The organism is Streptomyces sp. CB02056, assembly GCF_001905545.1.
Lineage (GTDB): Bacteria > Actinomycetota > Actinomycetes > Streptomycetales > Streptomycetaceae > Kitasatospora.
In genome coordinates, this window is record NZ_LIPD01000010.1 from 290,902 (window position 1) to 311,885 (window position 20,984).

Consider the following 20,984-nt stretch of genomic DNA (forward strand, 5'->3'; position numbering starts at 1 on the left):
GCGGTCAACGCGGTCAGCGCGGGTCGGCGAGGAGGAAGTCGAGCAGGATCCGGCGGCTCGTCTGGGAGGTGAGACTGCCGTACACGTCGTCGAAGGCGTGGTCGGCGAAGGGCAGTTCCTCCACCTCGACGTCGACGCCCTGCTTCCTCAGCGCGTCGCCGAGGGCGGTGACGGTCTCGGGGCGGGCGCTGCGGTCGCGGTCCCCGACGACGAGTAGGGTGCGGGGCAGGCCGGGGCGGACGTCGGAGGTGGGGGACACCTCGCGGTAGCGGTCCGGGTACTGCTGCGGGGTGCCGCCGGTGTACATCTGCGCCGCCTCGCGGGTGCCGGCCACGTCGTCCGCCCACATCTGCGCGACGTCGGTGCCGGGGTAGAAGCCGATCACGGAGGCCGGGGGCGCGGGGGTGGCGCCCTCGACGGCCTTGATGGTGCCGTTGTGGAGGCGGTAGGCGGTGTTCATCGCCAGGGTGCCGCCCGCCGACATGCCGCCGAGCGAGATCCGCGCGCCGTCGACGCCGTACGCGTCGGCGTTGCGCTGCACCCAGCCCATGGCGGAGAGGAGGTCCTGCGGGGCCTTGTCCCAGGTGGGACGGTCGGGACCGGCCAGGCGGTAGTCGACGGCGAAGACGGCGACGCCGTGGTCGGCGAGCCAGCGGCCGGTGCCGCGCAGGTCGCTCCTGTCGAAGGTGTGGAAGCCGCCGGCGTGGGCGAGCACGACGGCCGGGGTCCGCTGGCCCGGGACCTTCGCGGGCAGGTACGCGTCCACCCGCAGCGGCTCGCCCTCGGGGCTCGCGAACGTCTCGGTCGTGTCCGGCTTCGCCGCGGGGTAGCCGAGTTCGGTGAACACCTGGCCCAGGGAGACGTCGGCGCCGGCCTCCCGGGCGGCCTGGAACTGGATGCCGCCGATGACCAGCGCGCCCACGGTGCACAGCGTCGAGACCACGGTGACCACGCGTCCCCAGCGCACCAGGCCGGCCCGCCAGGCCAGCGCGGCCAGGCCGGCGGCGACGAGGGCCAGCAGGGCGATGTGGAACGGGTACTGCCCGCCCAGCACCGGGCCGATCACGCCCGCCTTGGGTATCGAGGGGACGTACGCGCCGAGCACGACGGCGGCGGCCAGGAACGCGAGGAACGACGCCAGGACGGCGGAGGCGGCCCGCAGGATCCGGACGGGCCGTCCGGGACGGGCAGGCCGGGCGGGCCGTCCGGGCGACGCGGCGGAGCTTCGGGGTGTGGTCATGGCTGTACTCCTGCGATGGTGCGCGGGACGGTCGCCGCCGCCCGCGGAACGTGTCGGGAGCCGCGAGGCCCTCGCCACCGCACACGGGGGAGGCGAGGACCGGCTCGTACGAGAACGCTAGGAATCCGGCACCCGCACGGGCCTCCCACCACGGAGCCATTTCCCGGAGCGGCTCTCAGGTAGGGGTCGGACGGGGACGTCCGGGCCGGTGCCGCCGCACCACGGCGGGATCACCACCGAGGGATCACGGACGCGGGATCACAGACCGGTGCGGCCGGGAACGACCAGTCCCGTCTCGTAGGCGAGGACGGCGGCCTGGGTGCGGTCCCGCAACTGGAGCTTCTGCAGGATGCTGCCCATGTGCGTCTTGACGGTCTGCTCGGCGACGACGAGTTCGGCGGCGATCTCCGCGTTGGACAGGCCCCGGGCCACCAGCGTGAGCACCTCGGTCTCGCGGTTGGTGAGGATGTCGATCCGCACCCGGGCGGACGGCTTCGCCGAGCCGCCCAGCCGGGCGAACTCCTCGATGAGCCGCTTGGTGAGCCCGGGTGACAACAGCGCGTCCCCGGCGGCCACGACGCGTACCGCCTCGGCCAGTTGGACCCCGGAGGCGTCCTTGAGGAGGAACCCGCCGGCGCCGGCGCGCAGCGCCTCGTACACGTACTCGTCGAGGTCGAAGGTGGTCAGGACGAGGACCCTGGTCGACAGGCCGGCCTGCCCGGTGATCCGGCGGGTGGCCTCGATGCCGTTCAGCCCGGGCATCCGGATGTCCATCACGATCACGTCGGGGCGCAGCTCCTCGGCCTTGGCCACCGCGTCCAGGCCGTCCACGGCGGTCGCGATCACCTCGATGCCGGGCTGGGCGCCGAGGAGCACCGAGAAGGCCTCACGGACCATCGCCTGGTCGTCGGCGATCATCACTCGGATCGTCATGCGGTCTGTTCCCTGTCTGTCCGGACGGCCGGGGCGGCGGGCACCGGCAGCAGCGCGGCGACCTCGTAGCCGCCGTCGGGGGCGGGGCCGGCGGAGAACTCCCCGCCGAGCATCGCGGCACGTTCGCGCATGCCCAGGAGGCCGTGCCCGGCTCCCGGCGAGGGCCCGGCGGCCGAGGTGCCGGGCCCGTTGCGGATCCGCAGCCGCAGGGCGGTTTCGGTGTACGCCAGCTCGACGCGGGCCGAGCCGCCCGGGGCGTGGCGCAGCGTGTTGCTGAGCGCCTCCTGCACGATGCGGTAGGCCGACAGCTCCACGCCCTCGGGCAGCGGGCGGCGTGTCCCGGAGACCACCGCCCGCACGTCGAGCCCGGCCGCGCGCACCCCGGCGAGCAGGTCGTCGAGCCGCTCCAGGGTGGGCTGCGGAGCCTCGGGAGCACGCCCGCCGGGGTGGTCCTCGGACCGCAGCACGCCGAGGAGGCGGCGCAGCTCGGTCAGTCCCTCCAGGGCGCCCGCGCGGATGTCGGCCAGCGCCGCGACGAGTTCCCGGGGCGGGGCCGCGACCCGGTACGGCGCGGCCTCGGCCTGGATGGAGATGACGGACATGTGGTGGGCGACCACGTCGTGCAACTCGCGCGCGATACGGGCGCGCTCCTCCAGGACGGTGCGGTGCGCCCGTTCCTGGGCGAGGGCCCGCTCCTGCTCCGCGAGCCGGACGCGGACCTCCCGCGTCCGGCGCACCCCGGTCGCGGCGGCCGCGACGAGGGCGAACAGCACCAGCACGATCACCGTGAAGTACCAGGGCCCGATCCGCCCGCCCGCCAGCTGCAGACCCAGCAGCAGCGCGGTGCTCAGCCCCACCGTCTCGGCCGTCACCCGCGGCGGGTTGCGCAGCGCGACCAGGAACGACAGTCCGGCCTGCACGGCCCACGCCCATCCCGTGTAGGGCGCGAATGGCGGGTACAGCGAGAAGACCGGCAGCGTCACCAGCGAGAGCCACCAGGCCGGCAGCGGTCGGCGCAGCGCCGGTACGAGAAGCGCGGCGTGGAGCATCCCGAGCGGCCGCAGCGGGATGTCCTCGGTGGCGGAGACGGCCGCGAAGACCGCCACCATGACGACCGCACCGTGCGGCAGCCACCTCAGCGGTCCCGGCCCGCTCATGGGCGGCATGGGCTGCGGGGCCAGGGTGAACAGATCCTTCCGCACGGTGCGCAGCGCCGCGCGCACCGGCCGCCGCCCAGTCCTGTCCATGCGGACAGTATTGTCCGGTTCGTCCACCGGACGGCCGCGGCCGGGGTGCTCAGCGGTTCGGACGCTCACGGTGCCTTCCTCGGCCGGGGTGCATTCGGTCACCAGGCTACGGAGCGGACCGGCCGACCGGCCTCCCGCTGCGGAGCCGTCCTCGGCCTGGCTCTCAGGTATGAGGCGGCACCCGCGCCGACCGCGCCCGCCGGTGCCGAAGGCCGCCGGACACCGGGAAGCGGGGCAACCCCGTGGGCGCGGACCAGACGTGGCGCCCTACCGGGCGGCGGCTCCCCGTCTCCGGTAGGGCATGCGACTGATTTCCCGGCCCTTCCGCGTCTGCCTGTCGGGCGTGTGCCCGTCGGCGGGTGAGCGTGGGGCCGTCGTGACTCATCGACCGATCGACGTTCCAGGGGCCACCCGGTCCGATCGGCCGGGACGGAGGGCTGGTTCGCCATGGTTCGGACGTGGTCGGAATTTCGACGGAGACGGTGCGCGCCCTTCGTGGCCGCACTGCTGACCTGGGGACTGGTGGCGCTGGCCGCGCCGCCGGTGGCCGCGGCCGATCCGGGCCCGGCCGACCGGACACCCGCGGCTGCCCGGGCCGCGTCGCCCGCGCCGGTTGCGCAGGCTTCGCCGCAGACGGTCCCGGCCGCGTTGCCCGCGTCCGTGCCGCCGACGGTTCCGTCCGCGTCGTCCGCGTCGCCCGCGGCCGTGTCTCCCGCGTCCGTGCCGCCGACCGTTCCGGCCGTGTCTCCCGCGTCCGCGTCTCCGGCGTCCGTGCCGCAGGCGGTTCCGTCCGTGCCGTCCGCGTCCGTGTCCCCCGCGTCCGCGCCGGTGGCACCGCGGACGGATCGCGCCGCGGACGTCGTCGACGTGACGACCAACATCGCCGGGCCGACCAGCGGGTACGCGGGCCAGGAGTTTACCTACACGGTGACCATGAGCAACAACACGCTGACCGCGGCCGACGGAGCGCCGTTCACCGTGACGCTGCCGGCCGCCGCGACGCATGTGGCGGCGAGCTGCTCGGCCGCCGCCGGTGCCGCCTGCCCCGGCTCGCTGGCCGTGTCGGACAGCCAGGTCTCGGGCACGGCGGTGAGCCTGCCGCACCTCGGGGTGCTGACGCTGACCGTGACCGGCCGCTTCGGCGCCCCCTCGCCGTCGTCGGTGACGGCGTCCTCCCACATCGACCCGCCGCCGGGGGCCACGGACTCGGACCCGAGCTCCAACGACAGCTCGGTCAGCACGACGATCAGCAACCAGATGAGCCTGCGGGTCACCAAGTCCCAGTCGGCGACCACGATCCTGCCGGGCCAGCCGAACACCTACACGGTGACGTTCGGCAACGAGGGCAGGGGCTGGGCGGACGGCTCGACGATCCGCGACTACATGAGCGCGTCGAAGTCGCTGTACACGTCGTACGCCGTGCACATCGTGTCCTGCGACGGCACCGGCGGTGCGAGCTGCCCGTCGTTCATCACGGACACCACGGCCAACAACAGCACCATGATCTTCTCCGGCGTGATCGGTGCGTTCCCGCCGGGCGCGACGCTGACGGTGGTGATGACGGTGGACCCGTCCGGTCCGGTGCCGGCATGCTCCTCGTCACAGACCGCCGACATCGTCGGCAACACCGCCAACATCTTCGCGCCGAACGGTGTGACCAACACCCTGTCCAACCAGGCGTACGTCTCGGCGACCGGCCTCACCCCGGGCCAGTGCCCGCAGACGAACATCTCCGTCACCAAGACGCAGAGCAACCCGCAGATCCTGCCGGGCATGCCCAACACGTACACGGTCACCTACCAGAACAACGGCCCGATCGCGGCGGACGGCGCGACCATCCGCGACTACCTGACCTCGTTGAACCAGTACTTCACCTCCTACGCCGTGCACATCGTGTCCTGTGACGGCACCGGTGGGGTGAGCTGCCCGTCGTTCGTCCAGGACACCACGGCCGGCAACAACACGATGGTCTACTCCGGAGCGTTGGGAGCGTTCCCGCCCGGAGCCAAGCTGACCATCGTCATGACGGTCGACCCGTCGGGTACGCCCACCACGTGCAGCAGCAATCCGACGGCCGACATCGTCGGCAACACCGCACAGCTGTTCACCGTCTCCCCCCTGGTCAACACCGGCAACAACACGGCGACGACCAGCGCGACCGGGCTGACACCCGAGCCCTGTCCGCGGACGAGCATCTCCGTCACCAAGACGCAGGCGAACACGGTGATCCTGCCGGGCAAGCCCAACACGTACACGATCACGTACGAGAACAGGGGCCCGAACCCGGCGGACGGGTCCTTGATCCGGGACTACCTCAGTTCGTCGACGACCCTCTTCCGCTCGTACGCCGTGCACATCGTGTCCTGCGACGGCACCGGAGGCGCGTCCTGCCCGTCGTTCATCACCGACACCACGATCGCCTACAACGCGCCGGTCTACTCCGGCACGGTGGGCGCGTTCCCGCCCGGTGCCAGGCTGACCGTCGTCCTGACCCTGGACCCGGCCGACCCGACCCCGTTGGCGGCCTGCCCGAGCACCGCGACGATCGTCGCCAACAACGCGGACTTCTTCGTCGCGTCGCCGCTGGTCAACACCGGCAACAGCTCCGCCTCCACCACGGCGACGGCTCCGTGCGCGGACATCGCCGTCAACAAGGCGGTGGAGCCGGCCGCGGTGCAGGCCGGGCAGGCCGTCACCTACACGATCAAGGTCTCCAACGCGTCACCGCAGACGGCGAGGTCGGTGGAGTTCTCCGACCCGCTGCCCCCGGCCACCGCCTTCGAGTACGGCTCGGCGACCTGCGTGGCGAACTCCGCCGCCTCGGCGTGCGGCCCGGTGGTGTTCGACCCGGCGACCCGCACCGTGACGTCCACGATCCCGCAGATCAGCGGCGGCGGGGACTACGTCACCATCACCGTCACCGGCACCGCCGGACCGGTCCCCGGCACCTACCCCAACACCGCGACGGCCCGGTCCTCCACTGGCCCCGACGCGTTCCTCGACGCCATCCCCGCCTCGAACGAGAGCACCGTCTCGCTCCAGGTCTTCAACACGGCCTCCACCATCACCGTCGTCAAGCAGCTCACGGGCCTGCCCGCCGGCGGCCTGCCGTCGCCGCTCACCTTCAGCGGAACGGTCACCTGCGGTACCCAGGAACCGCAGACCTGGTCGGTCACCGTCCCGGCCGGAGCGACCGCCGCCACCGCCGCGCCGCTCGCCTTCTACGACGGCCAGCGGTGCACCATCACCGAGAACCCGCCGCCGACCCCGCCCGGCGGCCTGCACTACACCGGCCCGACGGTGATCAACCCCTCCGTCATCGACAGCCTCGGACCGCAGGCCGACCAGCGGGTCGTCAGCTCCACCCCGCTGGGCACCAACGCCGAACTGAGCCTCAGCAAGCAGGTCGACCGGGCCACCGCGACCACCGGAGACACCGTCACCTACACCTACGAGGTCGCCAACACCGGCACCGTCCCGGTCACCGGCGTGACGGTCGACGAGAGCGTCTTCACGGGCAGCGGCACCAAACCCGTCCCCATCTGCCGGAGCACCGACCTCGCCCCCGCCGCCACCACGACCTGCACGGCCACCTACACCGTCACCGCGCAGGACGTGACCGCCGGATCGATCACCAACACCGCCACCGCGACGGCCACCGCGGCCACCGGACCGGACCCGGTGAGCAACGAGGCCACCGCCACCGTGCGCACCGTCACCGCGCCCGGCGTCACGCTCGCCAAGAGCGTCACCCCGGGCACCGTCGACCGGGCCGGCACCGCCGTGTCCTACTCCTTCACCGTCACCAACACCGGTGGCGTCCCCCTCACCGACGTGCACGTCGACGAGACCGCGTTCACCGGCTCCGGCGGCGCGCCACTGGTCGACTGCCCGGCCGCCGCGCTCACCCTGGCACCGGGCGGCTCCGTGGTCTGCACCGCCGCCTACACCACCACCCAGGCCGACATCGACGCCGGCCGGATCACCAACGCCGCCACCGCCACCGGCCGGGCGCCCGCCGGGTTCGACAGCCCCGTCTCCGCCGAGGCCCGCGCCACCGTCACCGCACCAGCCGCTCCCGCGCTCACCCTCACCAAGACCGCGGGCCCCGCCGACACGCCGCTGGCCGAAGGCGCCACGGTGACCTACCGGTTCCTCGCCACCAACACCGGCAACGTCACCCTCACCGGACTCGACGTCCAGGAGACCGCGTTCGACGGCCACGGCACCCCGCCCACCGCCTCCTGCCCGCCCGAGGCCGGCTCCGTCGCCCCGGGCGTCGCCATCGCCTGCACCGCCACCTACACCGTCACCGCGGCCGACGTCGACGCCGGCCGGATCACCAACACCGCCACCGCGAGCGCCACCGACCCCGGCGGCCGGACCGTGCGCGCCGAAGCCGCCACCGCCGTCTTCCCGGCCCGGGCCACCCCGGCCCTGACCCTGGTGAAGACCGCTTCCCCGGCCGTCGTCCACCAGGCGGGCGACACCGTCCACTACACCTTCACCACCACCAACACCGGCAACGTCGCCCTCACCGACGTGACCGTGACCGAAACCGCGTTCGACGGCCACGGCACCCCGCTGACACCCGACTGCCCGCCGGCCGACACCGCCCGACTGCTCCCCGGCGGGCAGGTGACCTGCACCGCTGACTACACCGTCACCGAGGACGACCTGCGGGAGAACCTGATCGAGAACACCGCGACCGCCTCCGGCCACGCGCCCGGCGGTGCGACCGTCACCTCGCCCGAGTCGACCGCCCAGGTGGCCGTGGAGCCGACCGGCGCCGTCCCGCCCGCACCGCCGACTCCGCCGAAGCCCGGCCCGCACCACCCCCGGCCGCACCACCCCCGGCCGCACCACCCCGGGCCGCACCACCCCGAACTCGCGCAGTCCGGCACGGCCACCGTGTCCGTGCTCGGGTACGCGGCACTGATCCTGCTCGCCGGAACCTCCCTGGTCCTGTCGGTGAGAAGGCGCCGCCGCTGACGACGGCCGTCCCGCAGGCCACGGCGCCCGCCCCGTTCCGGGGCGGGCGCCGTCGTTTCGCCGTCACCGTCGGACCCGCCGTCCCTTCAGGGGGCCATGGTGAGCCCGGCCGAGGCGCCGTCGCGGCTCAGGACGACCGACCGGATGTGGTCGAGGGCCCGGGTGTAGTCGGCGCGGTCCGGGGCGTGGCGGAGGGCCTCGGTCAGGTCGAGGACCCGGTAGGGCGGGCCGAGGTCGGTCAGCTGCGGGAGGAACTCGGCCTTGGTGACGGTCCATCGTTGCCCGGGCCCGGGCGGCGGGGAGAAGGTGAAGCGGGCGATCGAGCTCCAGTTCCCCCGGGGGTCCTCCGCGCCGGTGGGGTTGAACATGTGGCCGGCGAGCTGGTCGCCCATGCCGTAGACCGTCCAGGTGTCGTTGATCTTCTCGTAGGCCTGCGGGATGTGAGCGTGGGTGCCGAGGACCAGGTCGATGTCGGGCCGGCCGGGGCTCTGCTCGGCGGCCAGGTCGCGGGCGAGCGCGAGCTGCCGCTCGTCCGGGGTGTCCTGCCACTCGGTGCCCCAGTGGAGGCTCACCACCACGATGTCCGCGCCGCGCTCGCGGGCGGCCCGGGCGTCGGTGAGGATCCGCTCCCGGTCGATGAGGTTGACCGCCCAGGGCCGGTCCTTCGGCAGGGGGATGCCGTTGGTGCCGTAGGTGTAGGCGAGCTGGGCCACCGTGGCGCCGCCCGCCGTGAGCGTCGTGGGGCTGCCCGCCTCGTCGGCGCTGCGCGCGGAGCCCGTGTGCTTCAGGCCGACGGCGTCCATGGCGTCGAGCGTGCGCCGGATGCCGTCCGGGCCGCCGTCGAGCGTGTGGTTGGAGGCGGTGTCGCAGGAGGTGTAGCCGGTGTCCTTGAGCGCCTGGGCGACCTGGGGTGGCGAGATGAACGACGGGTAGCCGGTGAACGGCCCGCCGTCGGCGCCGTACACCGTCTCCATGTGGCAGATGGCCAGGTCGGCGGCGCTGATGACGGGTTTGACCCCGGCGAGCATCCGGGTGAAGTCGTAACCGCTGCCCCCGGCGTCCTCCCTGGCCTGCTGGATGATCTCCGTGTGCGGCAGGACGTCCCCGGTCGCGACGAGGGTGAACGCCCGCGGCCCCGCCGGGGTGGGCGCGGCCGGGGAGCTCGGATCGCGGGGGGTCGACGGCGCGGGCTGCCGTTCCTGCGGTGACCCGCAGCCGGTGAGGGAGAGCAGCAGGGCGGTGGCGGCTGTGAGGATCTCTCGGCAGGCAAATCGCATGGTCGGCTCGTCCCACGATCGGCGGGTATGACGAATCCGACTATGCGAGTCGTGGACGGGCCGCCGTGGAACCCGCGCCCTGGGATCACCCGACGGGGCCACCGACCCGTCGGCGGGCACGGACGGGCGCGGAGGGGCGCGGACGGGCGTGGACGGGCGGGTGCGCGGGGTGGCGCGGGGCCGCGCACCCGCTCGGCGGGCGGGTCAGAAGGTGACGGCCTTCAGGTAGCTGCTTTCGCCGCGCGGACCGGCCAGGTAGAGGGTGTGGCCGTCGGGGCCGAGGGCGGCGGTGCCGACGCCGTCCAGGCCGAAGCCGGTGAGGTCGGCGGCCGGGAGGGCGGTGTTGGTGGCGGTGTCGTAGGCCAGCACGGTGGCGGAGGGCTTCCAGCCGTCCTTGAGGACGAACAGGCGGCCGCCGTCCGGGGAGACCGCCACCAGGTGGGTGTCGGCGGAGGTGGCCGGGCCACCGAGGGTGAAGGCGGTGCGGGACGTGTCGGTGAACGGGTCGAGCTCGTAGCCGGAGCCCTGGGCGGCCCGGCTGCCGAGGGCGTAGAGGCGGGTGCCCTCCGGGGAGGCGGTGACCTCGGTCGCGGCGGCGAGCGGCTGGACGGTGCGGGTGACGGTCGGGACGGGAGAGGTCAGGTCGAGGTGGACGACGCCCGCGCCGGTGGCGACGTAGGCGTCGGCGCCGCCGTTGTGGAGGGCGATCCCGTCGACGTCGGGGTCGCCCAGCGGGACGGCGCCGGTGAAGGAACGGGTGAAGGTGTCGAAGACCAGCACCCGGCCGGGGCCGGCGGTGCCCTGCTGGGTCACGAACACCCGGGAGCCGTCGGCGCTGACGGCGAGTGCGCGCGGGCGGTCGACGGGCGTGCGGGACAGCACGGTGTTCGTGGCGAGGTCGACGACCAGCAGCTGCTCGGCGGCGAGGACGTAGATCCGGTTGCCGTCGGGGCTGAGGGCGGGCCGGCCGGCGGTGCCGTCCTGGCTGAGCAGGGTCTGCGCCACGACCGTGCGGGTGCGGGTGTCGACGGTGCGCAGGAGGGTGGGGTAGCCGGTGCCGACGTGGTCCTCGGCGACGACGTAGGCGCGGTTGCCGTCGGAGCTGACGGCGATGCCGAGCGCCCGCCAGCCGACGGCGGTGTCGGCGGTGTGGGCGGTGCCGGTGGTGCCGGCCGTGGCGCCGGCCGGCACGGCGCACAGGAGCGTGACTGATGCCGCGAGGGCGGTGGTCCAACGAGCCGTACCCGTAAGCGAGTTCATGGAGATCTCCCCGGACGGTGTCCTCGCGCTGTGCGAGGCGTGGACACGCTACGGGGGAGGGGAGGGCGCGTGGACGGGGCGTGGAGGAGTTGACCGGATCGGTATTGGTCTAGTCCAAAATCCGAAGCCGTCCGCGGGGCCGTGCGGGTGGCCGGGGCCGCCGGGTGGCCGCGTCACGGGTGCGGGCGCGGGTGCGGGTGCGGTGCGGACAGGGCGCGGGCATGGCCCGGGCGTGGTGCGGAACCGGGCTGCGGGCCGGGCGCGTCGACGCATCACGAAACGCCTGGCGTCCGGCCGGGTGGCCGGACCCAGGTGAGCGGCCGATCGGGCTCCGGCATGCGCCCCGGAGCGGTGACGGTAGGGCCGCGGGTGTGCCGGTCAGAGTGTGAACAAGGCGGCGTACGGTGGGGCGATCCGCTCCTGTCGGGTGCCGAAGTCGACGAGGACGGCCGCGTAGGCTCCGTCCTCCACCGCGAGGACGCGGCCGAGACCATACTTGTCGTGGCTCACGCGGTCGCCCACCGCGAATAGCTTGGGCGGTGCGTCGGGCCGGGGTTTGAAGGGGCTGGTGGGCAGGGGGCGTCGGACTGCCGGTGTTTTCCTCATCCCGGTCAGTATGCTCCGAAAATCGACGGAACGGGCCGTTCCGGAGGGTGTGAATCCGTTGCCGGGTGTCCCCGGGGCGACTCGCCCCCTGGGCGTGGCGAAAAAATCATGACCGGGGCGGCGCGGGGTCCGGTGTCGCCAACTCTGGTGCGGGAATCGATCGTTGCTGTCGCTTTCGGGGTGAGACGGTCGTGCCCGGGAGGGCGGGAAAAAAATAGACGAGTGAAAATCCGCGCCGGCGGGCCGGAGTCTGCTAAGCTCTTCTTAGTTGCAGTTGTGGTTCCCATGAACTTTGTGTGCGCCTGCTTATTGTTGCGGGCGCATTTTTTGTTTTACCGGCTCTTTCCGGCGGGTTCTCATCGCGGCGACTCGAATGTCTGCATGGTGCAGACTTCGCACAGTCTCTCGAAGGAGATTTCTCATGGCTACTGGCACCGTGAAGTGGTTCAACGCGGAAAAGGGCTTCGGCTTCATCGAGCAGGAGGGCGGCGGCGCTGACGTGTTCGCCCACTACTCGAACATCGTCGCCCAGGGCTTCCGCGAGCTGCTCGAGGGTCAGAAGGTCGAGTTCGACGTCACGCAGGGCCAGAAGGGCCCGCAGGCCGAGAACATCCGCCCGCTGTAATTTCCCTGCCGCGCTTTAGCCCGGCAGACAGGGGCCCGCACCGTGCGTCACGCACGGTGCGGGCCCTTTGCCGTTCCGGGGCGGACCGCTGCTCCGCGGAACCCCGCCGCCGACGCCGGCCCGGGCGAGGAGGGCGAGGGCCGCCTCGGAGGGGGAGCCGGCGGGGGCGGTGCAGACGACGAGCACCTGATCGGGTGAGCGGGCGATCGACAGCATCTGCTGCGTCACGGTGAGCGCGCCGACGACGGGGTGGTGCAGCCGGTAGGAGCGGGTGTCGCACGGCGCCACCCGGTGGTCGCCCCACAGCGCGACGAACTCCGGGCTCTTCATGGTCAGTTCGCCGATCAGCTCGGCCAGCAGCGGGTCCTCGGGGTGCCTGCCGACGGTGGCGCGCAGGCTGCCGACCACCGTGCGCGCCTTGTGCTGCCAGTCCGTGTACAGCTCCCGGGTGTGCCCGTCCAGGAACAGCATCCGGCTCAGGTTCGGGCGTCGCGCCGGGTCGTCCGGGCCGTGGAAGTCCACGTGGCCGGCCAGCAGGGCGTGCCCGAGGGCGTTCCAGGCCAGCACGTCCGTACGGCGGCCGAGCACCACGGCCGGGACGCCGTCGACCGCGCGGAGCAGGTCGCGGGTCTCGTCCGCCAGCCGCTCGGGTCGCGGTCGGCGCACCCGGGGGGTGTGGCGGGCGGCGACGGCGAGCCGGTCGAGGTGCTCGCGCTCGTGGTCGCCGAGCAGGAGCGCGCGGGCGATCGCGTCGAGCACCTCGGCCGACGCCCCGCGGGACAGGCCCTGCTCCAGCCGGGTGTAGTACGAGACGCTGACGCCCGCCAGCTGGGCCACCTCCTCGCGCCGGAGCCCGGCCACCCGACGGCGGGGCCCGAGTTCGCGCAGGCCGACGTCCTCGGGGTGCAGCCGCGTCCGTCGGGCTCTGAGGAAGGTGCCGAGCGGGCCGGGTCCGTTCATGCCCCCCAGTATTCGGCGCCCGGAGCGGTCCCAGCCACACCCTGTGAGGGGTAGGACGGGCCGGGGTAGGACGAGCGGGGGCTGGTCGGTGCCGCTCGGAGGGGCCAGGCTCGGTCCCGACCGGAAACGGTCGGGAGCGGTCGGCGGACGGTCGACCGCGTGCCCCGGACCCGAGGAGGGGAGCCCATGCGGCGGAACCCGGAGCAGATCACCATCGGTGACGTCACCGTCACCCGGATCAAGGAGTTCTACGGCTCGGCCGGGCTGTCCCCGGGCCGGTTCTTCCCGGACGGCCCGAACGGCGCCGACGGCCCGGACAGCACGGCCGCTCCCGACGGCCACGACGGCTCGTGGGAGCGGCACCGCGACTGGCTGGCGCCCGACTTCTGGGACCCGGCGACGGACGAGTGCCGTACCGCGGTCCAGTCCTGGCTGCTGCGCAGCGAGGGGCGCACGATCCTGGTCGACACCGGGGCGGGCAACCACAAGGACCGGCCCCACGCGCCGGTCTGGAACCACCTGGACACGGACTACCTCGACAACCTCGCCGCCGCCGGGGTGCGGCCCGAGGACGTCGACCTCGTCGTCAACACCCACCTGCACGTCGACCACGTCGGCTGGAACACCCGCCTCGACGGCCGGACCTGGGTGCCGACCTTCCCCAACGCCCGGTACCTGATGACCCGGCGGGACTTCGAGTTCTGGGACCCGGCCAACGGGCACCGCAGCGTGCTCGGCCGCGGGAACCAGAACGTCTTCGAGGACAGCGTCGCGCCGGTCCACCGGGCGGGACTGACGCGGCTGTGGGAGGGCACGTACCGGATCGACCGGAACCTGCGGCTCGACCTCGCGCCCGGGCACACCCCCGGCTCGTCCGTGCTCACCCTGGAGTCCGGCGGTGAGCAGGCCCTGTTCGTCGGGGACCTGGTGCACAGCCCGTTCCAGATCGCCGAACCGGACACCAACTCCTGCTTCTGCGAGGACCCGGCGCTGTCCCGCGCCACCCGGCACCGGCTGCTCGGCCAGGCCGCCGAGCGCCGTGCGCTGCTCTTCCCGGCGCACTTCGGCGGCCGGGGCGCGGTGGAGGTCGCGCGCAACGGGTCGAAGTTCGCGATCAGGGAGTGGGCGGGCTTCTCCCGCATCTCCTGATGATCCGGTCATCCGCCTGATCCGCCGACGCGCCCGCTCCGCCGGTACGTCGGCCCCAGCACCGCCAGAGAGCTCCAGAACCGTCAGAGAGGAATCGTTTCCCATGCCCCGACAGGCAGATCCGGTCGTCGAAACCCCGGCAGGAGCCGTGCGCGGCGTCCGGGACGGCTCCGGCGAGCGTTACCGCGCCCTGCCGTACGCGGCGGCACCGACCGGCGCCGGCCGCTTCGCCCCGCCCGTACCGCACCCGGGCTGGTCCGGCGTCCGCGACGGCACGCGGCCCTCGCCGACGGCCCCGCAGCCGGTCCGCGCCTTCGACCGGCTCGACGTGAGCCCCTACTTCGGGCCCGGCTGGGCGCCCGGTGCGGAGTACCTGACCGTCGACGTCCACACGCCCGCGGCCGACGGCGGCAGGCGCCCGGTCATGGTGTTCGTGCACGGCGGCGGGTTCATCACCGGCTCGAACCGCGCCGCCCTCTACGACGGCGGCGCGTTCGCCCGCGACGGCGTCGTCCTGGTGACGGTGAACTACCGCCTCGGCATCCCCGGGTTCCTCGACCTGCCGGGCGCCCCGGCCAACCGGGGGCTGCTCGACGTGCTCGCCGCACTCGGCTGGGTGCGGGACACGATCGCGGCGTTCGGCGGCGACCCGGGGAACGTCACCGTCTTCGGGGAGTCCGCGGGCGCGACGCTGGTCTGCGCGCTGCTGGCGGCGCCGGAGGCCGACGGGCTGTTCCGGCGGGCGATCGTGCAGAGCGGCAGCGGCACCGGCGCGTTCACCCCGGAGCAGGCGGGGCGGGTCACCGCCGTCGCGGCCGCCGCGCTGGGCGTCGAAGCGACCGCCGCGGCGTTCTCCCCGATCCCGGACGAGCGGTTGCTGACGGTCCTGCCCGCGCTGCTCGGCCTCGACCTGCGGACGGACACCGCCACCGACCCGCTGGTCGGGCTCAGCCCGCTCGGCCTCGTCCTGCCGGTCCAGCCCGCGGACGCCCTCGCGGACGGACCGGCCCACGATGTCGACCTGCTCATCGGCACCAACACCGAGGAGGCGAACCTCTACCTCGTGCCGGAGGGGGAGCTGGAGTCCACCACGGAGGCCGGCCTCCACGCCGTCGCCGCCGGACTGCTGGCGGATCCGGCGGCCGTCCTCCCTGCCCTGCGGGCGGCGCGGCCGGGCGCCACGCCGGGCGAACTCCGCTCCGCCGTGCTCGCGCACGCCCTGTTCGAGGCCGGGACGACGCGCATGGCGGAGGCCCACGCCCGGATCTCGGGCGGCCGCCGCACGTACCGCTACTCGTTCGGGTACCGCTCGACGGCCCTGGACGGGCGGCTCGGCGCCGCCCACACCGTCGAGCTGCCCTTCGTGTTCGACCTCGCCGACGAGCCCTGGCTGCACGGGGACACCGGCCTGCTCGGCCCCGACCCCGCCCCGGCCGGACTCGCCGCCCGGGTGCACGGCACCTGGGTCGCCTTCGCCGGGACCGGGGACCCGGGCTGGGCCGCCTACGACCCGCGGCAGCCCGTGGCGGAGGCCCTCGGCGGCTGAGCGGGGCACGGAGGTCCGACCACCTGTAGCCAGCCCGCCCGCCGACCCGACCGGGCCCGGCCCGCACCGCGAGCGCAGCGGTACGGGCCCGGTCGGCCCGTGGCGGTCAGCTCAGGGTGCGGCTCGCGGCGGCGTCGTACGGGAGCAGGTCGGCGAAGCGGCCGGAGAGGACCTTGGCGGCCCACTGCGGGTCCTGGAGGAGGGCGCGGCCGACGGCGACCAGGTCGAACTCGTCGCGCTCCAGCCGGTCGAGCAGGTTGTCGAGGCCCTGGACCCCGGAGCCCTGGCCCGCGAAGGCGCGCATGAAGTCGCCGTCGAGGCCGACCGAGCCGACGGTGATGGCGGGGCGGCCGGTGAGCTTCCTGGTCCAGCCGGCCAGGTTGAGGTCCGAGTCGTCGAACTCGGGGACCCAGTAGCGGCGGGTCGAGGCGTGGAAGGCGTCGACGCCGGCCTCCGCGAGCGGGGTGAGGATCGCCTCCAGTTCCTGCGGGGTCTCGGCGAGGCGGGCGTCGTAGTTCTCCAGCTTCCACTGCGAGTAGCGGAAGATCACCGGGAAACCGGGGGAGACGGCCTCGCGTACGGCGGCGACGAGCTCGGTGGTGAACCTCGTCCGGGCGACCGGGTCGCCGCCGTAGGCGTCGGTGCGGCGGTTGGTGCCGGCCCACAGGAACTGGTCGAGCAGGTAGCCGTGGGCGCCGTGCAGCTCGACGCCGTCGAAGCCGATCCGCTCGGCGGCCGCGGCGGCCTCGGCGAACGCCCCGATGACGGCGTCGAGGTCGGCCCGCGTCATCGCCCGCCCCGTTCCCTCGGTGCCGTCCAGCCGTATGCCGGACGGGCCGATGGCGGGGGCGTCGGCGAACGGCGGGTCGCCCTGCTTGCGCGCCATGCCGATGTGCCAGAGCTGCGGCACGATGGTGCCGCCCGCCGCGTGGACGTCCTCGGCGACGCGGGCCCACCCGGCCAGCTGCTCCTCGCCGTGGAAGCGCGGGATGGCGTCGCTCTGGCCGGCGGACTCGTGGCCGACGTACGTCCCCTCGGTGACGATCAGGCCGACGCCCGCGGCGGCGCGGCGGGCGTAGTACGAGCGCACGTCCTCGCCGGGCACGCCGCCCGGGGAGAACGAGCGCGTCATCGGCGCCATCACGATCCGGTTGGGCACGGTCAGCCCGTTGATCGTGACGGGCCGGGACAGGAGGTCGGCCGCGCGGGAGGCGGCGGGCTCGGTGACGGTCATGAGGATTCCTCGCGGTCGGCGGTGGCGGTGGCGGGCGCCAGGGCGGTGACGGTGATCGTTCGCCCGTGCCAACCGCCTTGGCGGCTCCCGCATTTCACCGTCCGCGCGAAGTCCGCTGTGATCCGCGCCACGGTCCGCCGCGGGCCCCGGGACGGGGTCTCTCGACGGCTCCCGGCACCGGTCAGGGCCCGGCCGGGCGGTTCCCGGACGGGTCCGTGCGCGGTTCCGCCGTCATCAGGAGGTTCTCGGGACGGTTGGTGCTGGTCATGACGCCCCGTACCCGCGCTCCCGGGACGGGCGCCAGCCGCCAGCGGCCCGCGATAGCCGCGACCACGGTCATCATCTCGGTGCGGGCGAAGGACTCGCCGATGCACAGGTGGCTGCCGGCGCCGAAGGGGACGAACGCGCCGCGCGGGACGGGGGGCCGGTCGGGCAGCCAGTGGTCGGGGTCGAACCGCAGGGGGTGGGGGAAGTAGCGAGGGTTCCGGTGGAGGATCAGGGCGCTGAAGATGAACTCGGTGCCTCGGGGGAGGCGGTAGCCGCCGAGTTCGACGTCGGTGGTCGCGCGGCGGATCGTGATGCCGCCGGGGTTGCGGACGCGCAGCGCCTCGTCGACGACGCGGCGCGTGTACTCCAGCCGGGCCAGCCGCTCGGGGCCGAGGGGAAGGGCGACGTGGTCCCGCAGTTCCTGGTGGAGCCGCTGGTCGACGAGCGGGTGCCGGCCCAGCTCGTGGAAGAGCCAGGCGAGCCCGCCTGCGGCGGTCTCCGTGCCGGCGACCAGCAGGGTGATGAGTTCGTCGTGGAGCTGGCGGTCGGTCATGGCCTCGCCGCTGTCGGCGTCCCGGGCCTGGAGGAGCGTCGACAGCAGGTCCGGCCGCTCGCCCATGTCGTCGGTGTTGTCGGAGGTGGAGGGGGCCCTGGGAGGTGGAGGGGGCCCTGGGAGGTGGCCAGTCCGTTCCCGAGGTAGGGGCGGAGCTTGTCGAAGGAGCGGCCCTTGGCGAAGCTCGCCGCGTCGGTGACCAGTACGCGGTGGACCAGCTCCGGGCTGGTCAGTACGTAGCTCGGCTTCGGGCCGAGGTGGGCGGCCACGATCCGGTCGTAGGCGGTGAGGCTGCCGAGGAACTCCAGCGGACGCCGCCACAGTTCCAGGGCGTGGCCGATCAGCGGGAGCCGCCCGGGAGCGACGGGAGGGGCCGGCGGACGGCTGGCGGTGGGCATCGTCGTTCCTCCGGTGCGGGGTCGGGACACAGTCTGCGGCCCGGTGCACCTCCTGCGAACCCTTCGCGCCGGGGCGCGCTGGTGGACTGCGCGGCGCACGGGGCCGGAGGCCGGCTCGCCCCGGTGGGCCGCGCGCGGACCGGCGAGGAGTCCACCGGCCCGCCCCGGTCGACGGGCAGAGGAATCAGAGGAATCAGAGGAAGTACAGGCGGTTCAGCGGGACCTCCTCGGCGGGGTCGGACCGCAGGGGGGTGCCGTCGAGGGTGACGAGGCCTTCGCGCGGGTCGACGAGGACCTCGCCGAGGCGGCTGTTGCGGACCATGTCGCCCGGGCCGATGCCGCGGGTGTGGCGGACGGCGACGCGGCGTCGGCGGGTGGTCATGGTGTCGTACGGGCGGGCGTGGGTGCCGGACTCGGCGGCGGCGCGGCTGGTGAAGGCGACGGAGAGGTCCGCGGGGGTGGCGCCGTGGGCGCCGAACAGGGGCCCCATGACGAGGGGTTGGCAGGTCTCGGTTGCGGCGTTGGGGTCGCCGGTGACGCCGTAGGCGGGGAAGCCCGCCTTGAGGACCAGCTGGGGCTTGGCGCCGAAGGACGCCGGGCGCCACAGGACGAGGTCGGCGAGTTTCCCGACCTCGATCGAGCCGACCTCGTGGGAGAGGCCGTGGGCGATGGCCGGGTTGATGGTGAGCTTGGCGATGTAGCGCAGCACGCGCTGGTTGTCGTCGTCCGGGCCGTCGCCCTCCAGCGGGCCGCGTTCGGCCTTCATCTTGCCCGCCACCGCGAAGGTGCGGCGCACCGTCTCGCCGGCCCGGCCCATGCCCTGGGCGTCGGAGGAGGTGATGCCGATGGCCCCGAGGTCGTGCAGCACGTCCTCGGCGCCCATGGTGCCGGCCCGGATGCGGTCGCGGGCCATCGCGGCGTCGCCGGGCAGGTCGGTCTTGAGCCCGTGGACGGAGACGATCATGCCGTAGTGCTCGGCGACCGCGTCCCGGCCGAAGGGGAGGGTGGGGTTGGTGGAGGAGCCGATGACGTTCGGCACGCCCGCCATCTTGAGGACGTTGGGGACGTGTCCGCCGCCGCAGCCCTCGATGTGGAAGGCGTGGATGGTCCGGCCTTCGAGGACCTTCAGGGTGTCCTCGACCGAGAGGCACTCGTTCAACCCGTCGGTGTGCAGGGCCACTTGGACGTCGTGGGCCTCGGCGACGGACAGCGCGGTGTCCAGGGCGCGGGTGTGCGCGCCCATGTCCTCGTGCACCTTGAAGCCGCAGGCTCCGCCCTCGGCGAGGGCCTCGACGAGCGGGGCGGGGTGGGAGGACGAACCGCGGCCCAGGAAGCCGATGTTGACGGGCCAGGCGTCGAAGGAGTTGAAGGCGTGCCGCAGCGCCCAGGGCGAGTTGACGCCGACGCCCCAGACCGGGCCGAACTCCTGGCCGATGATGGTGGTGACGCCGGAGGCCAGCGAGGCCTCCATGATCCGCGGGGACATCAGGTGCACGTGGGTGTCGATGGCGCCGGCGGTGACGATCAGGCCCTCGCCGGAGACGATGGCCGTCCCGGTGCCGACCACCACGTCCACGCCGTCCAGGGTGTCCGGGTTGCCGGCCCGCCCGATCGAGGCGATCCGGCCCTCCCGGATGCCGATCGAGGTCTTGCGGATGCCCTGGATCGCGTCGATCACCAGGACGTTGCTGATCACCACGTCGCAGGTGTCCCGGACGGCGGCGGCCTTGAGGTGCAGGCCGTCCCGGGCGGTCTTGCCGAAGCCGGCCAGGAACTCGTCGCCCGGCCGCTGGGAGTCGGACTCGACCCGGACGACCAGGCCGCTGTCGCCGAGCCGGACCCGGTCCCCGGCGCGCGGGCCGTGCACGGCCGTGTACTCGGACGCGTCGATGCTGCTGCTCACGGGTGCTGCTCCTGTCCTTCGCCGCTTGTTCCTGCGCCGGCCGCTCCGCCGTCGACCGTTCCCGCGCCGGCCAGTCCTTCGTCGGCCGCTCCGAGGTAGCCCTGTTCGGCGGCCCGGCGCAGCGCCTCGCGCCGCACCCGGGGCGAGTCCAGCGGCCCGTCGACCAGCCCGGCGAAGCCGATCGCGACCCGCTCGCCGCCGATCGGCACCAGGCCGACCTCGACGGTGGCGCCCGGGTCGAAGCGCACCGAGGAGCCAGCCGGCACGGCCAGGTGCATCCCGTAGGCGGCGGCCCGGTCGAAGGCCAGCCGCGGGTTGGCCTCGAAGAAGTGGAAGTGCGAGGTGACCGAGACCGGTACGCCGGAGGTGTTGCGCACGGCGAGGGTGCGGACGGGTTCCGGTCCGGTCGCGGCGTCGCCGTCGGTGAGGACGGCGCCGGGTGCGGCCTCGCCGAGGGCGCCGCCGCCGAACGGGTCGGCGATGACGGCGAGCCGGGTGCCGTCCTCGAACACGGCCTCGACGTGGATCTCGGTGACGAGGTCCGCCACGCCGGGCAGGACGTCGGCGGGGGAGAGGACGGAGCGGCCGCGCGCGACGGCCTCGGCCAGGCGCAGCCCGTCGCGGGCGGCCTCGCAGACGGTGTCCGAGACGAGCGCGGTGGCCTCGGGGACGTTGAGCCGCAGGCCGCGGGCGCGGCGGGCGCGGGCGAGTTCGGCTGCTGTGAAGATCAGCAGCCGGTCGCGTTCGGTGGGGGTCAGCTGCACGGGGGTTCCCTTCTCCCTCGGTGCGGGGCG

The 20,984-nt window shown here is 73.8% G+C and carries 16 protein-coding genes; 4 read left to right on the forward strand and 12 right to left on the reverse strand.

Annotation, left to right across the window (positions count from 1 at the left end; all coding sequences use genetic code 11):
- Positions 1–13: 13 nt before the first annotated feature.
- The 3 genes from AMK13_RS28240 to AMK13_RS28250 all read right to left on the reverse strand — a co-directional run bounded on the left by AMK13_RS28240 (position 14) and on the right by AMK13_RS28250 (position 3,420).
- Positions 14–1,240, reverse strand: a complete 1,227-nt coding sequence (locus tag AMK13_RS28240; RefSeq protein ID WP_074004614.1) for an alpha/beta hydrolase — start codon at positions 1,238–1,240, stop codon at positions 14–16.
- Positions 1,241–1,498: 258 nt separating this feature from the next.
- Positions 1,499–2,173, reverse strand: a complete 675-nt coding sequence (locus AMK13_RS28245) for a response regulator (RefSeq protein WP_074004615.1) — start codon at positions 2,171–2,173, stop codon at positions 1,499–1,501.
- On the reverse strand, positions 2,170–3,420 hold the full coding sequence (locus AMK13_RS28250) for a sensor histidine kinase (RefSeq protein ID WP_074004616.1): 1,251 nt from the start codon (positions 3,418–3,420) through the stop codon (positions 2,170–2,172). The genes AMK13_RS28245 and AMK13_RS28250 overlap by 4 nt, the downstream gene beginning before the upstream one ends.
- 867 nt (positions 3,421–4,287) lie before the next feature.
- Between AMK13_RS28250 and AMK13_RS46070 the strand changes: the two genes are divergently transcribed.
- Positions 4,288–8,412, forward strand: a complete 4,125-nt coding sequence (locus AMK13_RS46070) for a DUF7507 domain-containing protein (protein WP_074004617.1) — start codon at positions 4,288–4,290, stop codon at positions 8,410–8,412.
- An 86-nt stretch (positions 8,413–8,498) separates the two neighbouring features.
- Here the strand turns inward: AMK13_RS46070 and AMK13_RS28260 are convergent, their stop codons facing one another.
- The 3 genes from AMK13_RS28260 to AMK13_RS46475 all read right to left on the reverse strand — a co-directional run bounded on the left by AMK13_RS28260 (position 8,499) and on the right by AMK13_RS46475 (position 11,459).
- The gene (locus tag AMK13_RS28260; RefSeq protein ID WP_074004618.1) at positions 8,499–9,689 is read right to left on the reverse strand and encodes a CapA family protein; all 1,191 of its coding nucleotides are present in this window, start codon (positions 9,687–9,689) and stop codon (positions 8,499–8,501) included.
- 204 nt (positions 9,690–9,893) lie between these two features.
- A complete protein-coding gene (locus AMK13_RS28265) occupies positions 9,894–10,949 on the reverse strand; it encodes a YncE family protein (protein ID WP_107418868.1) in 1,056 nt (351 codons plus the stop codon).
- Positions 10,950–11,327: 378 nt separating this feature from the next.
- A complete protein-coding gene (locus AMK13_RS46475; protein WP_375875341.1) occupies positions 11,328–11,459 on the reverse strand; it encodes a hypothetical protein in 132 nt (43 codons plus the stop codon).
- A gap of 517 nt (positions 11,460–11,976) precedes the next feature.
- Here AMK13_RS46475 and AMK13_RS28275 point away from each other — a divergent pair.
- Complete coding sequence (locus tag AMK13_RS28275; RefSeq protein ID WP_049649849.1) at positions 11,977–12,180, forward strand: cold-shock protein; 204 nt, start codon at positions 11,977–11,979, stop codon at positions 12,178–12,180.
- 15 nt (positions 12,181–12,195) lie between these two features.
- On the opposite strand, the gene AMK13_RS28280 is transcribed toward AMK13_RS28275, so the two are convergent.
- Entirely contained in the window at positions 12,196–13,140 is a 945-nt protein-coding gene (locus tag AMK13_RS28280) for a helix-turn-helix domain-containing protein (protein WP_079272536.1), read from the reverse strand.
- A 186-nt stretch (positions 13,141–13,326) separates the two neighbouring features.
- Between AMK13_RS28280 and AMK13_RS28285 the strand changes: the two genes are divergently transcribed.
- Both AMK13_RS28285 and AMK13_RS28290 read left to right on the forward strand, forming a co-directional pair.
- Positions 13,327–14,289 carry an MBL fold metallo-hydrolase gene (locus AMK13_RS28285; RefSeq protein ID WP_074004621.1) on the forward strand — a complete coding sequence of 321 codons (963 nt, stop codon included), beginning with the start codon at positions 13,327–13,329 and terminating at the stop codon, positions 14,287–14,289.
- 103 nt (positions 14,290–14,392) lie between these two features.
- The gene (locus AMK13_RS28290; RefSeq protein WP_074004622.1) at positions 14,393–15,835 is read left to right on the forward strand and encodes a carboxylesterase/lipase family protein; all 1,443 of its coding nucleotides are present in this window, start codon (positions 14,393–14,395) and stop codon (positions 15,833–15,835) included.
- A 106-nt stretch (positions 15,836–15,941) separates the two neighbouring features.
- On the opposite strand, the gene AMK13_RS28295 is transcribed toward AMK13_RS28290, so the two are convergent.
- The 5 genes from AMK13_RS28295 to ureA form a co-directional block, all read right to left on the reverse strand.
- Positions 15,942–17,069, reverse strand: coding sequence for an NADH:flavin oxidoreductase (locus AMK13_RS28295; protein WP_074004623.1), 1,128 nt, complete (start codon positions 17,067–17,069; stop codon positions 15,942–15,944).
- Between the two features lie 181 nt (positions 17,070–17,250).
- On the reverse strand, positions 17,251–17,955 hold the full coding sequence (locus tag AMK13_RS28300; RefSeq protein WP_074004624.1) for a cytochrome P450: 705 nt from the start codon (positions 17,953–17,955) through the stop codon (positions 17,251–17,253).
- A complete protein-coding gene (locus tag AMK13_RS45250) occupies positions 17,886–18,287 on the reverse strand; it encodes a cytochrome P450 (protein WP_074004625.1) in 402 nt (133 codons plus the stop codon). Before AMK13_RS45250 ends, AMK13_RS28300 begins: the two co-directional genes overlap by 70 nt.
- A gap of 193 nt (positions 18,288–18,480) precedes the next feature.
- On the reverse strand, positions 18,481–20,190 hold the full coding sequence (locus tag AMK13_RS28310) for an urease subunit alpha (protein ID WP_074004626.1): 1,710 nt from the start codon (positions 20,188–20,190) through the stop codon (positions 18,481–18,483).
- Positions 20,187–20,954, reverse strand: a complete 768-nt coding sequence (ureA, locus tag AMK13_RS28315) for an urease subunit gamma (protein WP_079272537.1) — start codon at positions 20,952–20,954, stop codon at positions 20,187–20,189. The genes AMK13_RS28310 and ureA overlap by 4 nt, the downstream gene beginning before the upstream one ends.
- Positions 20,955–20,984: the final 30 nt, after the last annotated feature.

What these genes read in the sequence shown, in the direction of transcription:
- AMK13_RS28265 (WP_107418868.1), bottom strand. Translation starts at nt 10,949, where the DNA reads ATGAACTCGCTTACGGGTACGGCTCGTTGGACCACCGCCCTCGCGGCA.
- AMK13_RS28245 (WP_074004615.1), bottom strand. Translation starts at nt 2,173, where the DNA reads ATGACGATCCGAGTGATGATCGCCGACGACCAGGCGATGGTCCGTGAG.
- AMK13_RS28250 (WP_074004616.1), bottom strand. Translation starts at nt 3,420, where the DNA reads ATGGACAGGACTGGGCGGCGGCCGGTGCGCGCGGCGCTGCGCACCGTG.
- AMK13_RS28295 (WP_074004623.1), bottom strand. Translation starts at nt 17,069, where the DNA reads ATGACCGTCACCGAGCCCGCCGCCTCCCGCGCGGCCGACCTCCTGTCC.
- AMK13_RS28300 (WP_074004624.1), bottom strand. Translation starts at nt 17,955, where the DNA reads ATGGGCGAGCGGCCGGACCTGCTGTCGACGCTCCTCCAGGCCCGGGAC.
- AMK13_RS45250 (WP_074004625.1), bottom strand. Translation starts at nt 18,287, where the DNA reads ATGCCCACCGCCAGCCGTCCGCCGGCCCCTCCCGTCGCTCCCGGGCGG.
- AMK13_RS28290 (WP_074004622.1), top strand. Translation starts at nt 14,393, where the DNA reads ATGCCCCGACAGGCAGATCCGGTCGTCGAAACCCCGGCAGGAGCCGTG.
- AMK13_RS28260 (WP_074004618.1), bottom strand. Translation starts at nt 9,689, where the DNA reads ATGCGATTTGCCTGCCGAGAGATCCTCACAGCCGCCACCGCCCTGCTG.
- AMK13_RS28240 (WP_074004614.1), bottom strand. Translation starts at nt 1,240, where the DNA reads ATGACCACACCCCGAAGCTCCGCCGCGTCGCCCGGACGGCCCGCCCGG.
- AMK13_RS28280 (WP_079272536.1), bottom strand. Translation starts at nt 13,140, where the DNA reads ATGAACGGACCCGGCCCGCTCGGCACCTTCCTCAGAGCCCGACGGACG.
- AMK13_RS28275 (WP_049649849.1), top strand. Translation starts at nt 11,977, where the DNA reads ATGGCTACTGGCACCGTGAAGTGGTTCAACGCGGAAAAGGGCTTCGGC.
- AMK13_RS28285 (WP_074004621.1), top strand. Translation starts at nt 13,327, where the DNA reads ATGCGGCGGAACCCGGAGCAGATCACCATCGGTGACGTCACCGTCACC.